Here is a 20,317-nt window from a genome sequence, read left to right as displayed (position 1 = left end):
CGACGAACGACGAACGATAAACGATTATTCCCGAAAGGAGCGATTGCCATGATGAATCTGATGAACGTGGAACCGGTATTCTGGATCGGAATAGGAGCCGTGGCGGCAGTGATCTGCCTGATGCAGGCAGTCTGCTGGACCCGGGAACCGAAGATGCGGAAGAATGGATGAAAGAGGGGCTGTTGCGCATGCAACAGCCCCTCCTTTTTACGTTAACTCCCATTCCCCCCTGCTCCCTGTTATGCTACAATAAACCGGTATGCAGGTCAGATGACTTGACAATATAACGGGGAGAGAGAACAAGATGGAGTATACGGAATCAGAGAATCTGGAGACGGCAGAGGAGGAGAACGGGACCCTGGAAGTCCGCCGGCTTACTTTTACAGAAGCGGTGATGCTGGTGGTGGGGGCCACCATCGGATCCGGGGTGCTGGGCCTGGCTTATGCCAGCCGGAAGGCAGGGTGGCCGGTGCTGCTCACCTGGCTTCTGGCAGCCGGGTTTCTTTCGGTGGCGTCCATGCTCTATGTGGCGGAAACAGCCCTGCGCACCCGGCGGCCTTTGCAGCTGTCCGGACTGGCGGAAAAATATGTGGGGAAGGCCGGATCCTGGCTGATCTTCTTTTCTGTGGGAGCTACTAGTTTCTGCAGCCTGATCGCCTATATCACCGGCTGCGGAAAGATTCTCAGCACCTTCCTGGGCCTGCCCCTGGAAGAAGCCAGCCTGCTGTTTTCCATCGGGGCAACTGCCGTGGTCTGGCTGGGCCTGAAAGTTACCGGGGCGGCGGAAAAGTTCCTGGGGCTGGGGATGATCCTGATGCTGGTTCTCCTGGTGGGGGCGTCCTTCCTCCGGGCCCGGGTGCCTCTGGATGAAATCCTCTATGCCCACTGGACCTGGGGTATCCCGGTGTTCAATATTGCCGTATTCTGCTATGCGGTCCAGTACATTGTGCCGGAACTGGCCCGGGGCTTCCGGGACCGTCCGGAAAAGCTGGTGCCGGCCATCCTGGGAGGCACGGGGATCTCTTTCCTGATCCTGTCCCTGGTGCCCCTGGCGGTGTTTTTGATGCTGCCAGGGAAGGAAATCACGGAAGTGGCGTCTCTTTCCTGGGGCAGGGCCCTGGAGAATCCGCTTTTCTATTTGTTGGTGAATTTCTTTGCCTTCTGTGCCATGCTTACTTCCTTCTGGGCCATTGCTGAAAGCTTCCTTACCAACTGCATCGAGCGGCTGGGGTTCCGGTCGGAACGGGATATCCGGAGCCGGGCCCTGTGTCTGGCCTTTATTGTGATTCCGCCCATTTTCCTGGCCAGCAGCGGTTTGGTGGGCTTTGTCAGCGCCATTTTCAGCGCCGGCACCTTCGGGGGCATCATCATGTCCGTGCTGCCGGTGTTCATGCTCCGGAGCGCCCGGAAAAAAGGAGACCAGGAACCCTGCTGGCAGTGCGGCTGGCTGGCCGCCCGACCCATCCAGGAACTGGTCCTTGTGGTGTTCCTGGCCTCCGGCGTTTACGCCCTGCTGAGCATGGCAGGGATGCTGCCCAAGGGGTGGTGAAAAACGGGGGTGTGTGAAAAAAATTCACACACCCCCGTTCGCGGGCCGCGACCCAAAAAAGGACTGTTGCTTACGCAACAGTCCTTTTTTCATTCAATTCCTGTTTTTTTCTCCCACCAGTTCTCCCACGCTGTCTTCCTGCTGCCCTTCCTCGTCTTTTCCTACACAGTAGGAGGCGAAAAGGGAGCCGGACACGTTGTGCCATACGGAGAAAATGGCACCGGCGATGCCGCCGGCGGCGGTAAAGTACATCAGAGCCAGGGTGGAGGCCAGGCCGGAATTCTGCATGCCCACTTCAATGGTCATGGCCCGGCACTGGGCTTTGTCCAGCCCGAACCGGCGGGCGAAGAATCCGCCCAGCACCATGCCGCACAGATTGTGGAGCATTACCACACAGAGGATCACCAGTCCGTTGTCCACAATGGCCCGGCCGGACATGGACACCACGCAGCCTACGGTGAGGATCACCACCAGGGCAGACAGCATGGGCATCACCCGGATTATCCGGCTGACCTGCCGGGGGAAGAAATAATTCATCCCGATGCCCAGGACAAGGGGCAGCAGCACCATTTTCACAATGGAAACCATCATGGACACAAAGTTGATATCCACCCAGGTGCCTGCAATGAACCACACCAGAAAGGGGGTCACAAAGGGGGCCAGCAGGGTGTTCACCATGGTCATGGAAACCGACAGGGCCACATCTGCATGGGCAATGTAGGAAATCACATTGGAAGCGGTGCCTCCCGGGCAGCAGCCCACCAGCACTACCCCGATGGCGATGGCCTCAGGAAGGCGGAACAGGTGGATCAGCCCGAAAGCCACGGCGGGCATAATGGTGAATTGGAGCAGGGTCCCGATGGCCACGTTTTTTGGCTGGCGGAACACGTTGCGGAAGTCATCCGGGGTCAGGCTCATGCCCATGCCGAACATGATGATGCCCAGAAAGGTGGGAATCTGGGGGGCCAGAGGCTTCATGAGCCCTGGCTCCAGGATCCCCAAAAATCCGATGAGCACCACTCCCACGGACATGTACCGGGTGCAGAAACGTACGATTCCATCCACCATCCGGTCAGCCCTCCAGCACTACATTGTCGATGAGCCGGGTGGTCCCGAACTTCACCGCCACGGCCAGCAGCACACGGCTGGCAATGGGGCCGGAGACTTCCGTCAGTCCGGGCATGCCGTAGAGTTCCACATAGTCGATGTTGCTCATGGGTTCGGCCTTGATTTCAGCAGTTACCTGATCCACCAGCTTCCGGGGATCCCGCTCACCGGCAGCAAAGGCCTCTTTGGCGTGTTTCAGGCTCCGGGAAAGGACCAGCGCCGCCTTCCGTTCTTCCGGAGACAGGTACACGTTCCGGGAACTTTTGGCCAGTCCGTCAGATTCCCGAACAATAGGCATAATACGAAGTTCAACATTCATAAACAAGTCTTCCACCATCCGGCGGAGGACTTCCGTCTGCTGGGCGTCTTTCAGCCCGAAATAGGCCCGGTCGGCCTGAGAAAGATTAAACAGCTTGGTGCATACCGTTGCCACACCCCGGAAATGGATGGGGCGTGTGCGGCCGCAAAGAACCTTGGTGATATTGCCCGTCACTTCCACCCAGGTCATATCCTGGTGGGGATACATTTCAGCCGGCGAAGGAGCAAAGATGGCCGTGGCACCGGCGGCTTCCGCGACTTTTTCGTCTGCGGCCAGCTTCCGGGGATAGGCATCATAGTCTTCGTTGGGGCCGAACTGGGTGGGGTTTACAAAGTCGCTGACGATGACCACGTCATTTTCTTTGGCAGCGGCTTTGATCAGGGAGGCATGGCCTTCGTGGAGGGCACCCATGGTGGGCACCAGACCGATGGTTTTGCCTTCTTTTTTCACAGTGCGGACAAAGTCCTTCAGATCTTTTACGGTACGGAACAGTTGCATAATGACAACACCTTTCGGTGAAAGTCCTGGAATATCCAGTACCCATAAGAGAGAGGGGCACCTTGCCGTCCCAGTCTTTCGATATGTTTTTGGTCCCGGTTCCGAATGGATCCTGACCATGGGGATCATGGCCTGCGCGCGGTCCAGTAACGGATAACCATATATTGGATGGAACCCTAAATTTATCTCCTGCCAGAAGCTCCATCATTCGGGTAACTATTATACCCGAAATAAAAGAATTGTCAAGACAATAAGAAAAAAGTTAACGAAAAGGGGGCTGCTGAGGCAGCACACTCCCTTTGTATACATAATAATCCTACAAATTCAGTAAACATCGTAACAATTTTCTCGTTTTCGAGATAATTATTTGTGAACTATTTGTGAACCGATTTACACAAACCGTATTTTGCGTATAATCGTAATTGTTCGAAATAATACGAACAGTATTTCAAAAACAAGCTATAACGATTGCAAAATAAAATGAAAGCAGGGATGGCTATGATGATCAAACTCGAGCACGTCAACAAATACTTTGGCACCAACCATGTATTGAAGGACGTCAACCTGGAAGTGAAAGAAGGGGAAAAACTGGTAATCATCGGGCCATCTGGTTCAGGAAAATCCACCACAGTTCGGTGCATGAACTTCCTGGAGGAACCTACCGACGGGCATGTGTACATCAATGGTACAGAACTCACCCACAAGAACCGGACCCAGATCATCCGGGACAACATGTCCATGGTATTCCAGCAGTTCAACCTGTACCCGCACATGACGGTACTCCAGAATCTGACCCTGGCCCCCATGAAGCTCCGGCACAAGAGCAAAGAGGATGCGGAAAAAACCGCTTACCATTATCTGGAAGTGGTGGGGCTCCGGCACAAAGCCAATGTGTATCCCACCACCTTATCCGGCGGGCAGCAGCAGCGGATCGCCATTGCACGGGCCCTGTGCGACGAAAGCAAGATCATCCTGTTCGATGAACCCACTTCGGCCCTGGATCCGGAAACCATCCAGGAAGTGCTGGACGTGATGATCAAGCTGGCCAAGGAAGGGAACATCACCATGGTGGTGGTGACCCACGAAATGGGCTTTGCCCGGCAGGTGGCCGACCGGATCATTTTCATGGAAGACGGCCGGATCATCGACGAAGGCACACCGGACCACTTCTTCGTGAACCCCACCAATGAACGGGTGAAGAAGTTCTTAAGCAAGATTATCCGCTGATTACCACCCGGCGATAATCATAGAGCAGCAAGGAAGCATTTGAAGGAGGTTTTATCATGAAAAGTTTGGGCAAGCTGAGAAAGATCTTTGCAGTAGGGGTCACCGTACTTATGGCCGTATCGCTGTTTGCAGGGTGCGGGGACGAGAAGAAAAGCGCTGACAGTGGTAAATCCTCCAATGTGGCGGAAGACATCGCCGCCATCAAGAAACGCGGGGTCCTGCGGGTAGGCGTCAAGAACGTCACCAAGGGCTTCGGGTATCAGGATCCGGCCACCGGGAAATTCACCGGGTTGGAAGTTGACCTGAGTGCAGAACTGGCCAAGAAACTGGGAGTGGATGTGGAATACACGCCGGTAACGGCAGCCACCCGTACCGCTCTTCTGGATTCCGGAGACATCGATATGGTTGCCGCAACCTTCACCATCACTCCGGAACGGAAAAAGAGCTGGGATTTCACCACTCCCTACTATACAGACCATGTTGGGGTGCTGGTGGAAAAAGCCAGCAACATCAACAGCCTGGCTGACCTGAAAGGGAAAGTGGTAGGGGTATCCTCCGGATCCACCTCCGCCAGAGCCCTGGTGGAAGCCATGATCAAGGCCAAAGTCATCGACGGGGACGGCTTCGATCCCAAGAGCTTCGATGCAGCCACCTGGAACAAGGGGGTAAGCTTCAAACAATACGCCGATTATCCGGCCATTTCCACGGCCCTGACTTCCGGAGAAGTATCCGCCTTCTGCGTGGATAAATCCATCCTGGCCATCTACCACACCGACGACAGGACCTTCATCAAGGAAGAATTCGCGCCTCAGGAATACGGCCTGGCCACCAAGAAGGGCTCCGGCATGAGCAAGTTCTGTGAAGAAGCTGTCCAGGGCTGGCTGAAAGACGGCACCATCAAGAAACTGGAAGCCAAATACAACCTGGATAAATAACGTGAGAAAGTAAATGCAAGGTGGGAAGCGGCAATCCTCCAATTTCGCGGGATTGCCCTTCTCTTTCAACAGGAGGCAATGATTATGGGCGGTTTATTTTCAGAAAAAGCATGGGAAGTGGTCCTGACCCACAAGGCCAGCTTCCTCCAGGGACTGGGGGTGACGGTGGAAAGTGCCCTGGGGGGCATTGTAATCGCCACCGTACTGGGCATCCTGCTGGGGCTCATGGGCGTGAGCACCAGACGGCTTCCCAAAACCATCAACCGGATCTACGTGGAAGCCATCCAGAATACACCGCTCATCCTGCAGCTGTGTCTTCTCTATTATGCCTGCTCCTTCTCCGGACACAAGATCGGGGTGCTGGCAGCCGGGATCATCGCCCTGGGCATCTATCACGGCGCCTATATGGCAGAAGTGATCCGGGCGGGGATCGAATCCATCCCCAGAGGCCAGTTTGAGGCGGCGGACGCCCAGGGGTTCGATTACACCCAGAAAATGGCCTACATCATCCTGCCCCAGACGGTGAAGGTGATCCTGCCTCCTACGGTGAACCAGATCGGGAACCTGATCAAGAACACCGCAGTGCTGTACATCATCGGCGGGGCGGACCTGATTTCGTCCACCTACAACTTCGTCACCGGGGCCAACACCGGGGGTTCCTACGCACCGGCCTACATTGTGTGCGGGGTCCTGTTCTTCATCATCTGCTTCCCCCTGTCCACCCTGGCAGGCCGCTGGGAAGCCAAGCTGAAGGCCCAGGACGAAATGATGAATGCCTGAGGAGGAATGGAGTATGAGTACATTAGCCGGCAGCTTTGCCATCCTGAAAAATCCGGACATTATGTCCTTTATGCTGAAGGGAGCCTGCTTCACTCTGCTCCTGGCGGTGGTTTCCATTACCGCCAGCCTGGGGGTGGCTTCCGTCCTGGCCCTGGTGCGGAACTACTGCACCCGTCCGGCGGAAAGAGTCTTCCGCTGGGCTGCCACTGCCTACATCGAACTGTTCCGGAACACACCGCTTCTGTTCTGGATCTTCATCGGCACCGTATTCTTCCCCGCTCCCGGGGTGCGGCGGATCCTGGGGCTCAGTTCCGTGGAAACCAAGCTCCTGTTCAAGTGCACCATTGCCCTGACCATCTTTGAATCCGCCATCATTGCGGAAATCATCCGGGGCGGCCTGAACGCCATTTCCAAGGGGCAGTTCGAAGCGGGCTATGCCCAGGGCTTCAACATCGTCCAGGTGATGTGGTACATCATCCTGCCCCAGGCCTTCCGGAAGATCATCCCCACCCTGATGAGCCAGGTGATCACCATCATCAAGGATACCTCCTTTATGGCCAACGTGGCCACCATCGAACTGATGGCCCGGGTGAACAAGGTGCTGGGAGGGGCCGCCATGTACAACGGCACCGGCACCATCAACGTATCCGACGTGTTCGTGCTGTTCGGGTTTGCGGCCCTGGTGTATTTCGTCATCAACTACAGCCTGTCCTGTGCTGTCCGCCATATCCAGGCCAACCTGGAAAAGGCGGGGGAGTCAGAACCGGTGGCTGATGTGCCGGCCAATGTGGAAATGGCAAAATAAATCTTAAAAAACTGTTGACAGGAATCGGCTTTTCGTGTAGAATAATCTTCGTTGAGATTCCCCGATAGCTCAATGGTAGAGCACTCGACTGTTAATCGAGTTGTTGTAAGTTCGAGTCTTACTCGGGGAGCCAATTGCAAATCATGCCGGACGGATGTCCGGCTTTTTTTAAATTTACAGGGGTTCGCCGCTTCCCCGGCAGCACTGCAGTCAGAGAGAATATGAGGTGTTTCATTTGGTTGGAATTTTAACGGTCGATCAGAATAAGTGTGTTAGATGCGGGATCTGCTCCAAAGTCTGTCCCAGCTGTATCATTGAAATGGGTGAAAACGGCCCGGTGTGCATCAATGATATGTCCTGCATGTCCTGCGGCCACTGTGTATCCGTCTGTCCCACCGGTGCTCTTGATAATTCCCGCTGTCCCTATGCTGAAACCGAACCCATCCCCATGCCGGTGCTGGATTCCCAAACGGCCTACAACTTCCTGCGGATGCGCCGGAGCATCCGGAACTTCACTCCGGAACTGGTCAGTGAAGACAAAATGAGACAGCTGCTGGACATTGCCCGGTATGCACCTACTGCTGCCAATTCCCAGGGGCTTTACTACATTGTGGTGTCCGACCAGGAACTGATCCGGAAGATCTGCGACTGTGTGGCGGACTGGATGCAGGAAGAAATCGACAACAACTCTCCCCGCCGCCGGTATTTCCGGAAGGTACTGGAAGTGTACCGGGGCCGGGGCATCGACATCATCGGCCGGAATGCCAAACAGCTGGTGTTCGCACTGGCACGGCGGCTGAACGTGACCGGCGTGAGCAACTGTGAACAGGCCTGGGCCTATGTGGAACTGTATGCTCCCACCCTGGGCCTGGGAACCACCATTATGGGCTTTATTGAAACCTGTGCCCGGGCAGATTACGCCCCGCTGCGGGAACTGCTCCAGGTACCCCAGAAACAGGTCATCGTCGGAACTCTGCTGGTAGGGTATCCCAAATACAAGTACAACCGGCTGGTGAACCGCCAGCATCTGAAGGTGGAGTTCCGGTAATAAAGGAGCTGATACCATGATCCAGGGCAAGACCATTATTTGTGAAGAAGTGTTCGTCCAGCTGGTCCGGCTGGCGGCAGAACGGGTGGACCGGGTGAACCTGTGGGAACACACCGGCGGGGGACTCATGTCCTTTGCCAAAGGGCTCACCGGCAAGAACACTCCGGCGGTGGCGGTGGAAAAGACCGACGCGGAAGTGGCGGAAAACGGCACGGTGAAAAAAGGCCATGTGGCCTTCACCCTGAAGGTGTCCGTGGCCTGCGATACCTCCATCCCCGACACCATCGAACAGCTGCGGGAAGCCGTGGTGAGAGAAGTGGTGCGGATCACCGATTTCCAGGTGGACCGGGTGGACATTATCGTGGCCCAGCTGGAAGAGGCGGAACAGGTGCCGGAACCCGAAAAACCGGAGAAAACAGAAGAAAGCCCTGCGGAGGCAGGGGAGTGAGAGAAGGGGCTGTTGCTTGAGCAACAGCCCCTTTGTCAGCCGTCAACGGTCAACTGCCGATGACGGGGCTATTTTCATCTTGGCAGTACGATAAAAATAGGCTGCACAGCAAAAAGTCCGCCCTGGGAGGGGCGGGGGACCATCCGCAAGGATGGTGGTGGGGGCATCGGCGATAGCCGATATTTTGCAGAAACGATGGACAACAGCAGTACAATAAAATAGATGCACAGTCAAAAGTCCGCCCTGGGAGGGGCGGGGGACCATCCGCAAGGATGGTGGTGGGGGCATCGGCGGCAGCCGATACTTTGCAGGAATGATGGACAACAGCGGGGTGTCCGGCAGGAGCACGATCTTCATATCCGCAGGTCTCGCTGCAGGATTCCAGGACGGTTGAACCATCCCCCCGCCAAGGTATTCGGTCCTTTCAGGACCTCATGCCCCCACCACCATTGCGCAGGCGCAACGGTCCCCCGCCCCTGCAGGGCGGACTTGGCCTCCGGCCTTGCTTTATAACTGCAAATATAATATTATAAGATAATTCAGTATAATTTCAAGGAGTGTTGACTTTGGCTGGCAGGAACGAAATCCCGGATTACCTGAAAAACTTTTCTCATAAGATGAGGAAAAACATGACAAAAGAGGAACGGCACCTTTGGTTCGACTTTTTCCGGAAATATCCTGTACGGGTGAAACGGCAGGTCATCATCGGAAAGTATATTGTGGATTTCTGCTGTGAACGGGCTCAGGTGATTATCGAACTGGACGGTGGACAGCATTATGAGACGGAAAATAAAAAAGCCGATGCTGAACGGACCCGGCACCTGGAACGGCTGGGATTCTTGGTCCTGCGGTATTCCAACCGGGATGTGATGAGAAATTTTTCCGGAGTGACAGAGAACATCGATCGGATAATCCGGGAAAGAATGAAGAAGTTGGGAACAATATGAGCCGTTGCCGGCTAAAGGCCGCCCTGGGAGGGGCGGGGGACCGTGCGGAGCACGGTGGTGGGGGCATCGGCGATAGCCGATACTTTGCAGGAACGATGGACAACAGCAGTACAATAAAATAGGTGCACAGTCAAAAGTCCGCCCTGGGAGGGGCGGGGGACCATCCGCAAGGATGGTGGTGGGGGCATCGGCGATAGCCGATACTTTGCAGGAATGATGGACAACAGCGGGGTGTCCGGCAGGAGTGTGATCTTCATATCCGCAGGTCTCGCTGCAGGATTCCAGGACGGTTGAACCATACCCCGCCAAGGTATTCGGTCCTTTCAGGACCTCATGCCCCCACCACCATTGCGCAGGCGCAACGGTCCCCCGCCCCTGCAGGGCGGACTGGGCCGCTGGCCGTTGACAGCTGACCGTTGACAGGGCTGCTGCGGTGAGCATCAGCCCCTTTCTCTTGCCTCTTTTCCCCATTTGTGCTATGATAATAGCAAACAAACGTTTAGTAAAACAAACGAAAGCAGGGAGAGTCATGGAACAGCGAATCTATGGGGCCATTGATCTGAAATCTTTCTATGCCTCGGTGGAGTGTGTGGAGCGGGGACTGGATCCTCTGGATGCCTGTCTGGTGGTGGCGGACCGGAGCCGGTCGGACCGGACCATCTGTCTGGCGGTGTCCCCGGCTTTGAAGCACTGGGGGATCCCGGGCCGTCCCCGGCTGTTCGAAGTGATCCGCCAGGTGGAAGAAATGAACACTCTCCGTCGGGGATGGCTCCGGGGCCGCCCTTTTTCAGGGAAATCCTTTTTGGCCTCCCAACTGGGCCGGGACCGGACCCTGGAGGTGGATTACATCACCGCCATGCCCCACATGCAGCGGTACATGGAAAAAAGTGCCCAGGTGCTCCAGGTGTACCTCCAGTTCATGGCCCCGGAGGACATCCACGTGTATTCTGTGGACGAAGTGCTCCTGGATCTGACCCCTTATCTGAAATCAGGAGGCTGGACTCCTTACGGCCTGATCCGGGAGATGATCCGCCAGGTGCTGAAGGAAACAGGGATCACCGCCACTGCCGGCATCGGCACCAACCTGTATCTGTGCAAGGTGGCCATGGACATTGTGGCCAAGCACATGGAACCGGACCGGGACGGGGTGCGGATCGCTTCCCTGACGGAAAAGACCTACCGGCAGCTGCTGTGGGACCACTGCCCTCTCACGGATTTCTGGCGGATCGGGCCGGGGATCACCCGGAAACTCCAGCGGTACGGCATGTACACCATGGGGGCGGTGGCCCGGATGTCCCTGGAAGATCCGGACCTGTTGTACCATCTGTTCGGGGTGAATGCGGAACTGCTCATCGACCATGCCTGGGGCTGGGAACCCTGTACCCTGAAGGATATCCGGGCCTATGAGCCCATGAGCAGCAGCCTGGGGTCCGGCCAGGTGCTCCAGCAGCCTGCCACTGCGGAAACGGCCCGGCTGCTGCTGTGGGAGATGGCGGACCTTTTGGCCCTGGACCTGGTGAAGAAGCACCGGGTGACGGATCAGCTGGTGCTGACCCTGGGTTACGACCGGTGCAATCTGGAAGACCCGGAGCGGCGCCGGTCCTACCGGGGAAAGGTGGCAGCGGACCATTTCGGCCGGCCGGTGCCCGTCCACGGCCACGGGTCCCGGAACCTGCCGGGTGGGTACACTGCTTCAGGACAGGTGATCAGGGAGGCGGCCCTGGGGCTTTTCCACCAGGTGGCCGATCCCCAGCTGCTGATCCGGAAGATCTCCCTTACCGCGGAACATGTGAAGGCCCCGGAGGCCCTGCGGTTGCTGGGGGCCGAAACGGACCTGTTTGCCCGGGAAGAGGCACCGGTGTACGCCCGGGGCCGGGAGGAGGAACTCCAGGAAACCATCCTGGCCATCCAGGACCGGTACGGGAAGAACGCCCTGCTCCGGGGGAGCAACCTGCTGCCCGGGGCCATGACCCGGGAGCGGAACGGCCAGGTGGGAGGACACCGGGCATGAAGCCGTATGAAGATATGCTGGATCTGCCCCGGCCCAGGATCTCCGGCCATCCCCGGATGGACCGGAAGAAGCGGGCGGCCCAGTTTGCCCCTTTTGCGGCCTTGAACGGTTATGAGGAACTGGTGGAAAAGGCCCTCCGGCGCCATGAGGCGGCGGTGGAGGCCCAGGTGGAACGGATCCGGGACCCGGAAAAACCATAATGTATTTTTATGCATAAAATGCAAATAAAAAATCTGTCCCTACGGCTCCATCTGTGTTATAATGTTCCTATTCTATAAAGGCTGGGCCCAGTGCACCAGTGAATGAGGGGTGGTCATGATGTTTAAAGTATTTATCGATGGCGGCGAAGGAACGACCGGCCTGCGGCTGGCCCAGCGGCTGAAGCAGCGGACGGATATCGAACTGCTCACCATCAGTTCGGACCTGCGGAAGAACCTGGATGCCCGGCTGGAAAAGATCGACCAGGCGGACGTGGCCTTCCTGTGCCTGCCCGATGCCGCGTCCCGGGAAGTGGCGGCAGCCGCCAAGGACTGCGACACCAAGATCATCGACACCTCCACGGCCTTCCGGTGCGACCCGGCCTGGGCCTACGGGTTCCCGGAACTGGGCCCCTCCTACCTCCATGCCATCCAGGAGAGCAGCCGGATCTCCAACCCGGGCTGCCATGCCACCGGTTCCATTGCCGTGCTGGCGCCCCTGGTGAAGGCCGGGTTCATTGCTCCGGACGGGCTCTATACCCTTACTTCCCTGACCGGGTATTCCGGCGGGGGCAAGAAGATGATCGCTTCTTACGAAAATCTCCATGACAAGGAACTGGATGCTCCCCGGATCTACGGGCTGAACCAGCAGCACAAACATCTGCCGGAAATCCTGAAATATGCCGGACTGGAACAGTCTCCCATTTTCCTGCCCATTGTGGCGCCCTATTATGCAGGCATGCTGGTGACCGCCGGGTTCCAGATGCCCCAGGACCTGAGCCTGGCAGCGGTACGGAAGATGTATGCGGATTTCTACAGGAATCAGCCCTTCATCACAGTGGTCCAGAACGAGGAACTGCCCAAGATGCTGGGGTCCAACACCCTGGCCGGGAAGGATTCCCTGCGGATCTATGTGTGCGGCAACGAGGACCGGTTCACCGTGTCCGCCCAGTTCGACAACCTGGGGAAAGGGGCCAGCGGTGCAGCCATCGAAAACATGAACATCGCCATGGGCCTGGATCCGGAAACGGGATTGGAATTGTAAGGTGCTGCGGAGCAGCACCAGCTGGCAGTCACGAGTCATCAGTCACTAGCCGAAAGAGAGAACCCGTCCTTTGGGCCGGGTTCTTTTCATGCAGGGGGACGAAAATTTTGAGGGCGGCCGGGCCTGCCGCCCCTACGGAACCGGAAGCAAAACGGAACTGTGGGGCAGACAGGGAAAATACAGATCCACAGGGATGCCGTAGGGGGCGCAGGCCCGGCGCCCCGCCAACATACACAAGGAGGAACACCCATGGAATATTGGGATATCTACGACAGCAACAAACAGGTCACCGGCCGGAAAATGATCCGGAACGACTGGCATATGAAACCGGGGGACTACCATCTGACGGTGCTGGCCCTGATCCGGGACCCACAGGGGAGAATCCTGATCACCCAGCGGAAGGCGGACAAGGAATGGGCTGCCCTGAAATGGGAAATCCCCGGAGGCGGAGTACGGGCGGGAGAAACCTCCCGGCAGGCGGTGCTCCGGGAAGTGGGGGAAGAGACCGGACTCCATTTTGCCCCGGAAGAGGCCCGGTGCATCCATACCTACCGCAGCGACAGCCCGGAGGAACAGAACAATTATTTTGTGGATATTTATGAATTTCGAGGAGATTTTACCCGGGACCAGGTAAAGATCCAGGAAGACGAAGTGGAAAGCTTCCGGCTGGCCACCCCTGCCCAGATCCGGGAACTGGGAAAACAGGATGATTTCCTTCACTATCACAGAATCGAGGGATTGCTGACTATGGACATCAAAAAAATCACCATTGCAGGAGCAGGGACCATGGGGTATTCCATGGCGGATATTTTTGCCCGGAACGGGTATGAAGTGACCTTGTGGAACCACCGGCAGCCCACCTTGGACAAGGCCAGGACGAAGATCTCGGCGGGTGCGGCGGACAAGATCACCTATACCACCAGTATGGACGCCTTCCGGGGCCGGGACCTGATCGTGGAATCCATTGTGGAGGACATGGAGGCCAAACTGGCTTTTTACCGGGAAATGAGCCCCCTGGCAGATCTGGAAACCATCATTGCCACCAACACTTCCGGCCTGTCCATCAACAAACTGGCGGCAGCGGTCACCGGGCCGGGCCGGTTCCTGGGGATGCACTGGTTCAATCCGCCCACTCTGATCCCCCTTATCGAAATCATCAAAAATGAGGAGACCCGGCCGGATGTGGCCAAAACCATCTATGACCTGTCCCTGGCCATCGGGAAGAAACCGGCCCTGGTGGAAAAGGATGTACCCGGGTTTGCCGCCAACCGGATCCAGCTGGCCGTGCTCCGGGAAGCCCTGGCTCTGGTCCGGGACGGAGTGGTCAGCGTGGAAGGGGCCGATGCGGTGATGAAATACGGCCTGGGCTTTAGGTGGGCCTGCCTGGGGCCCCTGGAAACCGTGGATTTCGGAGGCCTGGACGTGTTCTGCCACATCAGCGAATACCTGATGCCGGATCTGGAAGATTCCCATGAAGTGCCCGCCCTGCTGAAGGAAAAGGTGGAAGCCGGGGATTACGGGGTGAAGACCGGAAAAGGCTTCTATGACTATGCCGGGGACAAGGCCCGGGAAGCCACTGCCGCCCGGGACAAAAAGCTCCAGGCGGTGTATGACGCCCTTTACGGAGGAAAGGCATGACAGGCCCCGTCCCCGCCCACTGCAAGGTCTGCCGGGGAGAATGCCTGAAGAGTGTGGAGTTCCTGGTGGGGCTGCCTCCGGAAAAGGTGACCACCCTGCTCCGCCGGTCGGTACGGCTGAAATTGGCCAAGGGGGAGTACCTGTTCCACGAAGGGGAGCCCTGTGATGCCATCTACATCATCCACCAGGGCCGGGTGAAACTGTGCACCTACGACCAGGACGGCCTGGAACGGATCGCCGGAATCTTTGTGGAGCATGATACCATCTGGGAAGGGGTACTGGTGCCGGACAGCCGGTATTCCGCCTCGGCCATTGCCATGACGGGGGTGGAATGCTGCAAACTGGCCCGGAGGGATTTCGAGGAGGCCATCCAGGAACCGGAAGTGGCCATGCGGATCATCGCTCTTTTGAGCAAGAAGCTCCACGACGCCAACCGGCGGAACCTTTTGAAAAGCATCGCCGACCCCAAGGAACGGGTGGCCGGGCTGCTGCTGTACCGGTACCGGCGGCAGACCAGCGACACCATCACCCTGCGCCTGGAGGAAATGGCCGGCAGCCTGGCTCTCCGGCCGGAAACCATCAGCCGGAAGCTGAAGGAACTGGAACGGGAAGGGTACGTAAAAAAGACCGGCCAGAGCAGCATCAAGGTCCTGGATCCGGACCGGCTGATGGAGCTGGTGAATTATTGATACAGGCGGTCAATGGTCAATTGTCAACGGTCAATGGCCGAAGGATAAAATTTGCAGGCAAATTTTTCGGGATGTTCAAATAGGAACCGTAGGGGCTGCACGCCGGGCAGCCCGCCTGAACATCGGACGTACCGGCTTCTGCATAATTTGACCCAAATCAAGGAACCTTTTTTTAAAAACACATACAATGAGACCCATCAAGAGGCGTACGAACTGTGCCCCCTTTGATGGGGTCTTTTTTTATCAGGAGGTATTATGATCCAGGGACGTATCCATTCCATCGAAACCTTCGGGTCCGTGGACGGGCCCGGAACCCGTTTCATCATCTTTGTCCAGGGCTGCAACATGCGCTGCCTGTACTGCCACAATGTGGACACCTGGAAATGCGGCCAGGGGGGCCAGCTGAAAACCGCTGACGAACTGCTGGACCAGGCGGAACGCTACCGGCCCTACTGGGGTCCGGAAGGGGGCATCACCGTCAGCGGAGGGGAACCTCTGCTCCAGATGGATTTCCTGCTGGACCTGTTCCGGAAGGCCAAAGCCCGGGGCATCGGCACCTGCATCGACACTGCCGGCCAGCCCTTTACCCGGAAGGAACCTTTCTTCAGCCAGTTCAAAGAGCTGATGGAGGTAACGGACATCCTGCTGCTGGATGTGAAGCACATCGACCCGGAAGCCCACAAAAAGCTCACCGGCCAGCCCAATGACAACATCCTGGACCTGTTCCGGTATCTGTCGGAAATCCAAAAGCCCATCTGGGTCCGGCAGGTGCTGGTGCCCGGGTGGACCGACGATCCAGGGTCTCTGCAGCGGACCCGGGAATTCTTGGATACCCTTACCAACATCCAGCGGGTGGAAGTGCTGCCCTACCACAACATGGGCCTGTACAAATGGGAACAGCTGGGGATCCCCAACAAGCTGAAGGACGTAAAGCCCCCCACCCAGGAAGAGGTGGACAAGGCCCGGAAAATACTGGGAGCCGTGTAAGGGCTGTCACTGATACCTGGTGGAAGGAAGGAACCCGGGCACGGGTTCCCTGGACGATGAACAAATATAAAATAAGTTAGCCTAAGCAAACTTGATTCCAGTCAAGGTTTTAAAATGGAAAAACGGCTATGATTAAGCCATAAAAAACGAACCAACGGGAACTCAAAAAGGAGGATCTGTAATGAACAGCATCAATCAGAATGTTGCATGGAGAGGTTTTAAAGGCGTGAAATGGACGGACGATGTGGATGTCCGGGATTTCATCCAGAACAACTATACCCCTTATGACGGGGACGAAAGCTTCCTGGCAGGGCCTACGGAAGCCACCAACAAACTGTGGGGCAGAGTCCAGGAACTCCAGAAGGAAGAACGGGCCAAAGGCGGCGTATTGGACTGCGAAACGGAAGTAGTCTCCAGCCTGACGGCTTACGGCCCCGGCTACATCGATGAATCCATGAAAGATCTGGAACAGGTGGTGGGCCTCCAGACCGACAAGCCTCTGAAACGGGCCTTCATGCCCTACGGCGGCATCAAAATGGCGGAAGAAGCTGCGGAAACCTACGGGTACAAGGTGAACCCCAAGTTCCACAAGATCTTCACCGAATACCACAAGACCCACAACCAGGCTGTATTCGATGCCTACACCGCTGAAATGCGGAAAGCACGCCACAGCCATATCGTAACCGGTCTGCCTGATACCTACGGCCGGGGCCGGATCGTAGGGGACTACCGGAGAGTGGCTCTTTACGGCATCGACTTCCTGATCAACAAGAAAAGCGAAGACCTGGACAACTGCGGATGCGGGGTTATGACCGATGACATCATCCGGCAGCGGGAAGAACTGGCGGAACAGATCCGGGCTCTGAAACAGATGAAGGAAATGGCCAAAGTCTACGGCTATGACATTTCCGCTCCTGCCAAGAACGCCAAGGAAGCCGTCCAGTGGCTGTACTTCGGCTACCTGGCTGCAGTAAAGACCCAGAACGGGGCTGCCATGAGCGTGGGCCGCATCTCCACCTTCCTGGATATCTACATCAGCCGTGATCTGGCCGAAGGGACCCTCACCGAAGAGGCGGCCCAGGAACTGATCGACCACCTGACCCTGAAATTCCGCATGGTGAAATTCGCCCGGATCCCCTCCTACAACCAGCTGTTCTCCGGCGACCCGGTATGGGCCACCCTGGAAATGGCCGGCATCGGCATGGACGGCCGGCACATGGTCACCCGGAACGACTACCGGTTCCTCCACACCCTGGAAAACATGGGGCCTTCTCCGGAACCCAACCTGACGGTGCTGTATTCTTCCGCACTGCCGGACAACTTCAAGAAATACGCCGCCCACATTTCCATCACCACTTCTTCCATCCAGTACGAAAACGACGATGTGATGAAGCCGGTATGGGGCGATGACTACAGCATCTGCTGCTGCGTATCCGCCACCCAGACCGGGAAGGAAATGCAGTTCTTCGGGGCACGGGCCAACCTGGGCAAATGTCTGCTGTACGCCATCAACGGGGGCAAGGATGAAAAATTCCTGACCAAAGATGGCAAACACATGCAGGTAGGTCCGGAATATGCACCCATCACCTCCGACGTGCTGGACTACGGCGAAGTGATGCACAAATTCGACCTGATGATGGACTGGCTGGCCGGGCTGTACGTGAACATCCTGAACCTGATCCAGTACATGCATGACAAATACTACTATGAAGCGGCAGAAATGGCCCTCATCGACACCGATGTGCGCCGGACTTTTGCCACCGGCATCGCAGGCTTCTCCCATGTGGTGGATTCCCTGTGCGCCATCAAATACGCCAAAGTTTCCACGGTCCGGGATGAATCCGGCCTGGTGGTGGACTACAAGATCGAAGGGGACTTCCCCAAATACGGCAACGATGATCCCCGGGCGGATGAAATCGCTGTATGGCTGCTGAAGACCTTCATGACCAAGCTGCGGAAACACCACACCTACCGGAATTCCGAAGCCACCACTTCCATCCTGACCATCACTTCCAACGTGGTGTACGGCGGCGCCACCGGTGCCCTGCCTGACGGACGGAAAGCCTACACCCCGTTCGCTCCCGGTGCCAACCCGGCCTACGGCGCAGAACAGAACGGCCTCCTGGCTTCCCTGAACTCTGTGGCCAAGCTGCCGTACGAATATGCTCTGGACGGGATCTCCAACACCCAGACCATCGCTCCGGAAACCCTGGGCCACAATGAAGAAGAACAGAAAGCCACCCTGGTACGGGTGATGGACGGCTACTTCGACCAGGGAGCCCACCACCTGAACGTGAACGTGTTCGGCGTGGACAAGCTGATCGACTGCATGGAACATCCGGAAAAACCGGAATATGCCAACTTCACCATCCGGGTATCCGGCTACGCGGTGAAATTCATCGACCTGACCAGAGAACAGCAGCTGGACGTAATCGCCCGCCGCGCTCATCAGAAGATGTAATAGTAGTAAGAAGAGGGGCTGTTGCGCATGCAACAGCCCATTTGTCACTACTGGTCACTGGCCGAAGGTGAAAATTTGCCTTTGGCAAATTTTTTTAAAGAAAAACGCAGCCTACGGCTGCTAACCCACCACCCATGCTGCGCATGGATACCCCCGCCCTTGCAAAGGGCGGATAAATGGCACACAGGCTCCGCCCTGGTGCCACTACTAAAGCAATGGGCGTCAGCCCGAGCATATATCCGCCCCGGCAATACGTCCGGTGGTTATCCAGGCCGTCAAAGCAATGGGCGTCAGCCCGAGGGTATATCCGCCCCGGCAATACGTCCGGTGGTTATCCAGGCCGTCAAAGCAATGGGCATCAGCCCAAGCGTATATCCGCCCTTTTCAAGGGCGGGGGACCGTTGCGCCTGCGCAATGGTGGTGGGTTAGCAGCGTCAGCTGCGTTTCTCTTCAGCGGCATATGCCACTGGCATATGGTTACCATTGGTTGTGAGCTGGTGACTGTGACCTGGTCACCTGCAACTGTTCTTGATCAGGTTACAAAAAGTCCTTGACTTTCCTAGTGAAGTAGTGTAGAATCAGAACCATCAAAATCACATACCTTCATCGAGAGCAGCAGAGGGATTTGGCCCTATGAAGCTGCGGCAACCCCCGGAAGGGAAGGTGCCAATTCCAACAGGGATTCCCTGGCAGATGAAAAGCGAGCTCAGTCATCGAAAACACCATCTGCCCAGCAGGTGGTGTTTTTCTTTGGGTGCTTTCGGGAAGGCGAAAAGGAGAGATGTTCATGAAACTGAAGAAATGGATTGCAGCAGCCGTATCCGTCCTGGCCCTGGCCAGCCTGGTCAGCGGCTGCGGCAGCGACAAAAAGGCGGCCGCCCCGGCGGAAAAGAAGACCATCACTGTAGGGATCACCCCCGGGTATTCCGAACAGGTCATGGAAGTGGTAAAGAAGGAAGCGGAAAAACAGGGGCTGAAGGTGGAAATCAAGACATTCTCCGACTATGTGACTCCGGACCAGGCCCTGGCCCAGAAGGACATCGACCTGAACTCCTTCCAGCATGAACCCTTCCTGCTGGCCTTCAACAAAAAGAACGGCACCAAACTGGTGAGCATCGGCAAGACCTACCTGGCTCCCCTGCGGCTGTATTCCACCAAGATCAAGAACGTGGCGGACATCAAGGACGGGGACAAGATCGCCATCCCCAACGATCCTTCCAACGGAGGACGGGCCATCCTGATGCTGAGCAAACTGGGCCTCCTGAAAGTGAACCCGGATGTGAAGCCCACGGAACTGACCGTCAACGACATCACCGAAAACCCGAAACACCTGCAGATCGTGGAACTGGAAGCTGCCCAGCTGCCCCGGAGCCTGGATGACACCGCCGCTTCCATCATCAACGCCGGGTATGCCAACTCCGCCGGTCTGTCCACGGACCTGGCCATTGCCAAGGAAGACAACACCAGCCCCTATGTGAACATCATTGCCGCCCGGGAAGAAGACAAAGACAACCCCACCTACAAGAAATTCGTCCAGATCTTCCAGAGCCAGCCGGTGAAGGACTACATCCTGGAAAACTGCAAAGGCAACCTGGAACCGGCCTGGTAATTGAGAAAGAAGGGAAC

At 56.8% G+C, this 20,317-nt stretch carries 19 protein-coding genes, 1 tRNA gene and 1 riboswitch; of the genes, 18 read left to right on the top strand and 2 right to left on the bottom strand.

All coding sequences use genetic code 11. The features are described 5' to 3' along the window. The first annotated feature begins 48 nt into the window (after positions 1–48). Together ACZOF8_RS07085 and ACZOF8_RS07080 are read left to right on the top strand one after the other, a co-directional pair. Positions 49–171, top strand: coding sequence for a hypothetical protein (locus ACZOF8_RS07085; RefSeq protein WP_279128406.1), 123 nt, complete (start codon positions 49–51; stop codon positions 169–171). 133 nt (positions 172–304) lie between these two features. After that, complete coding sequence (locus ACZOF8_RS07080) at positions 305–1,549, top strand: aromatic amino acid transport family protein (protein WP_288311157.1); 1,245 nt, start codon at positions 305–307, stop codon at positions 1,547–1,549. A gap of 93 nt (positions 1,550–1,642) precedes the next feature. Here ACZOF8_RS07080 and ACZOF8_RS07075 read toward each other — a convergent pair whose 3' ends face one another. Further along, a complete protein-coding gene (locus ACZOF8_RS07075; protein WP_154488592.1) occupies positions 1,643–2,617 on the bottom strand; it encodes a bile acid:sodium symporter family protein in 975 nt (324 codons plus the stop codon). A gap of 4 nt (positions 2,618–2,621) precedes the next feature. Beyond that, positions 2,622–3,473, bottom strand: a complete 852-nt coding sequence (gene panC, locus ACZOF8_RS07070) for a pantoate--beta-alanine ligase (protein ID WP_154488591.1) — start codon at positions 3,471–3,473, stop codon at positions 2,622–2,624. A 501-nt stretch (positions 3,474–3,974) separates the two neighbouring features. Between panC and ACZOF8_RS07065 the strand changes: the two genes are divergently transcribed. The 16 genes from ACZOF8_RS07065 to ACZOF8_RS06990 all read left to right on the top strand — a co-directional run bounded on the left by ACZOF8_RS07065 (position 3,975) and on the right by ACZOF8_RS06990 (position 20,300). Continuing rightward, entirely contained in the window at positions 3,975–4,700 is a 726-nt protein-coding gene (locus ACZOF8_RS07065; RefSeq protein WP_279128408.1) for an amino acid ABC transporter ATP-binding protein, read from the top strand. Between the two features lie 56 nt (positions 4,701–4,756). After that, complete coding sequence (locus ACZOF8_RS07060; protein ID WP_154488590.1) at positions 4,757–5,635, top strand: transporter substrate-binding domain-containing protein; 879 nt, start codon at positions 4,757–4,759, stop codon at positions 5,633–5,635. Between the two features lie 84 nt (positions 5,636–5,719). Beyond that, the gene (locus ACZOF8_RS07055) at positions 5,720–6,415 is read left to right on the top strand and encodes an amino acid ABC transporter permease (RefSeq protein ID WP_022486639.1); all 696 of its coding nucleotides are present in this window, start codon (positions 5,720–5,722) and stop codon (positions 6,413–6,415) included. 13 nt (positions 6,416–6,428) lie between these two features. After that, complete coding sequence (locus tag ACZOF8_RS07050) at positions 6,429–7,220, top strand: amino acid ABC transporter permease (protein ID WP_154488589.1); 792 nt, start codon at positions 6,429–6,431, stop codon at positions 7,218–7,220. Between the two features lie 58 nt (positions 7,221–7,278). Beyond that, positions 7,279–7,353, top strand: a tRNA-Asn gene (locus ACZOF8_RS07045). A gap of 93 nt (positions 7,354–7,446) precedes the next feature. Continuing rightward, positions 7,447–8,268, top strand: coding sequence for a nitroreductase family protein (locus ACZOF8_RS07040; RefSeq protein ID WP_279128400.1), 822 nt, complete (start codon positions 7,447–7,449; stop codon positions 8,266–8,268). Positions 8,269–8,284: 16 nt separating this feature from the next. Next, a complete protein-coding gene (locus ACZOF8_RS07035) occupies positions 8,285–8,716 on the top strand; it encodes an Asp23/Gls24 family envelope stress response protein (RefSeq protein WP_154488587.1) in 432 nt (143 codons plus the stop codon). 557 nt (positions 8,717–9,273) lie between these two features. Beyond that, the gene (locus ACZOF8_RS07030) at positions 9,274–9,663 is read left to right on the top strand and encodes an endonuclease domain-containing protein (protein ID WP_326831137.1); all 390 of its coding nucleotides are present in this window, start codon (positions 9,274–9,276) and stop codon (positions 9,661–9,663) included. Positions 9,664–10,192: 529 nt separating this feature from the next. After that, the gene (locus ACZOF8_RS07025; protein WP_441368718.1) at positions 10,193–11,674 is read left to right on the top strand and encodes a Y-family DNA polymerase; all 1,482 of its coding nucleotides are present in this window, start codon (positions 10,193–10,195) and stop codon (positions 11,672–11,674) included. Then, a complete protein-coding gene (locus ACZOF8_RS07020) occupies positions 11,671–11,874 on the top strand; it encodes a hypothetical protein (RefSeq protein ID WP_154488586.1) in 204 nt (67 codons plus the stop codon). Before ACZOF8_RS07025 ends, ACZOF8_RS07020 begins: the two co-directional genes overlap by 4 nt. A 115-nt stretch (positions 11,875–11,989) precedes the next feature. Beyond that, the gene (gene argC, locus ACZOF8_RS07015) at positions 11,990–12,916 is read left to right on the top strand and encodes an N-acetyl-gamma-glutamyl-phosphate reductase (protein ID WP_195839652.1); all 927 of its coding nucleotides are present in this window, start codon (positions 11,990–11,992) and stop codon (positions 12,914–12,916) included. A gap of 249 nt (positions 12,917–13,165) precedes the next feature. After that, entirely contained in the window at positions 13,166–14,554 is a 1,389-nt protein-coding gene (locus ACZOF8_RS07010) for a 3-hydroxyacyl-CoA dehydrogenase NAD-binding domain-containing protein (protein WP_487426716.1), read from the top strand. Continuing rightward, the gene (locus tag ACZOF8_RS07005; protein ID WP_487426715.1) at positions 14,551–15,243 is read left to right on the top strand and encodes a Crp/Fnr family transcriptional regulator; all 693 of its coding nucleotides are present in this window, start codon (positions 14,551–14,553) and stop codon (positions 15,241–15,243) included. The genes ACZOF8_RS07010 and ACZOF8_RS07005 overlap by 4 nt, the downstream gene beginning before the upstream one ends. Positions 15,244–15,498: 255 nt before the next feature. Then, complete coding sequence (pflA, locus tag ACZOF8_RS07000) at positions 15,499–16,230, top strand: pyruvate formate-lyase-activating protein (RefSeq protein ID WP_288311357.1); 732 nt, start codon at positions 15,499–15,501, stop codon at positions 16,228–16,230. A gap of 181 nt (positions 16,231–16,411) precedes the next feature. Further along, positions 16,412–18,691 carry a formate C-acetyltransferase gene (pflB, locus tag ACZOF8_RS06995; protein ID WP_022486859.1) on the top strand — a complete coding sequence of 760 codons (2,280 nt, stop codon included), beginning with the start codon at positions 16,412–16,414 and terminating at the stop codon, positions 18,689–18,691. Positions 18,692–19,291: 600 nt separating this feature from the next. Next, positions 19,292–19,391, top strand: a riboswitch (SAM riboswitch). A gap of 87 nt (positions 19,392–19,478) precedes the next feature. Then, positions 19,479–20,300: a MetQ/NlpA family ABC transporter substrate-binding protein gene (locus ACZOF8_RS06990; protein WP_022486961.1), complete on the top strand. Its 822-nt coding sequence runs from the start codon at positions 19,479–19,481 to the stop codon at positions 20,298–20,300. Positions 20,301–20,317 lie beyond the last annotated feature (17 nt).

Source organism: Acidaminococcus sp., from assembly GCF_057597765.1.
This window is presented reverse-complemented; position numbering and strand designations above follow the sequence as displayed.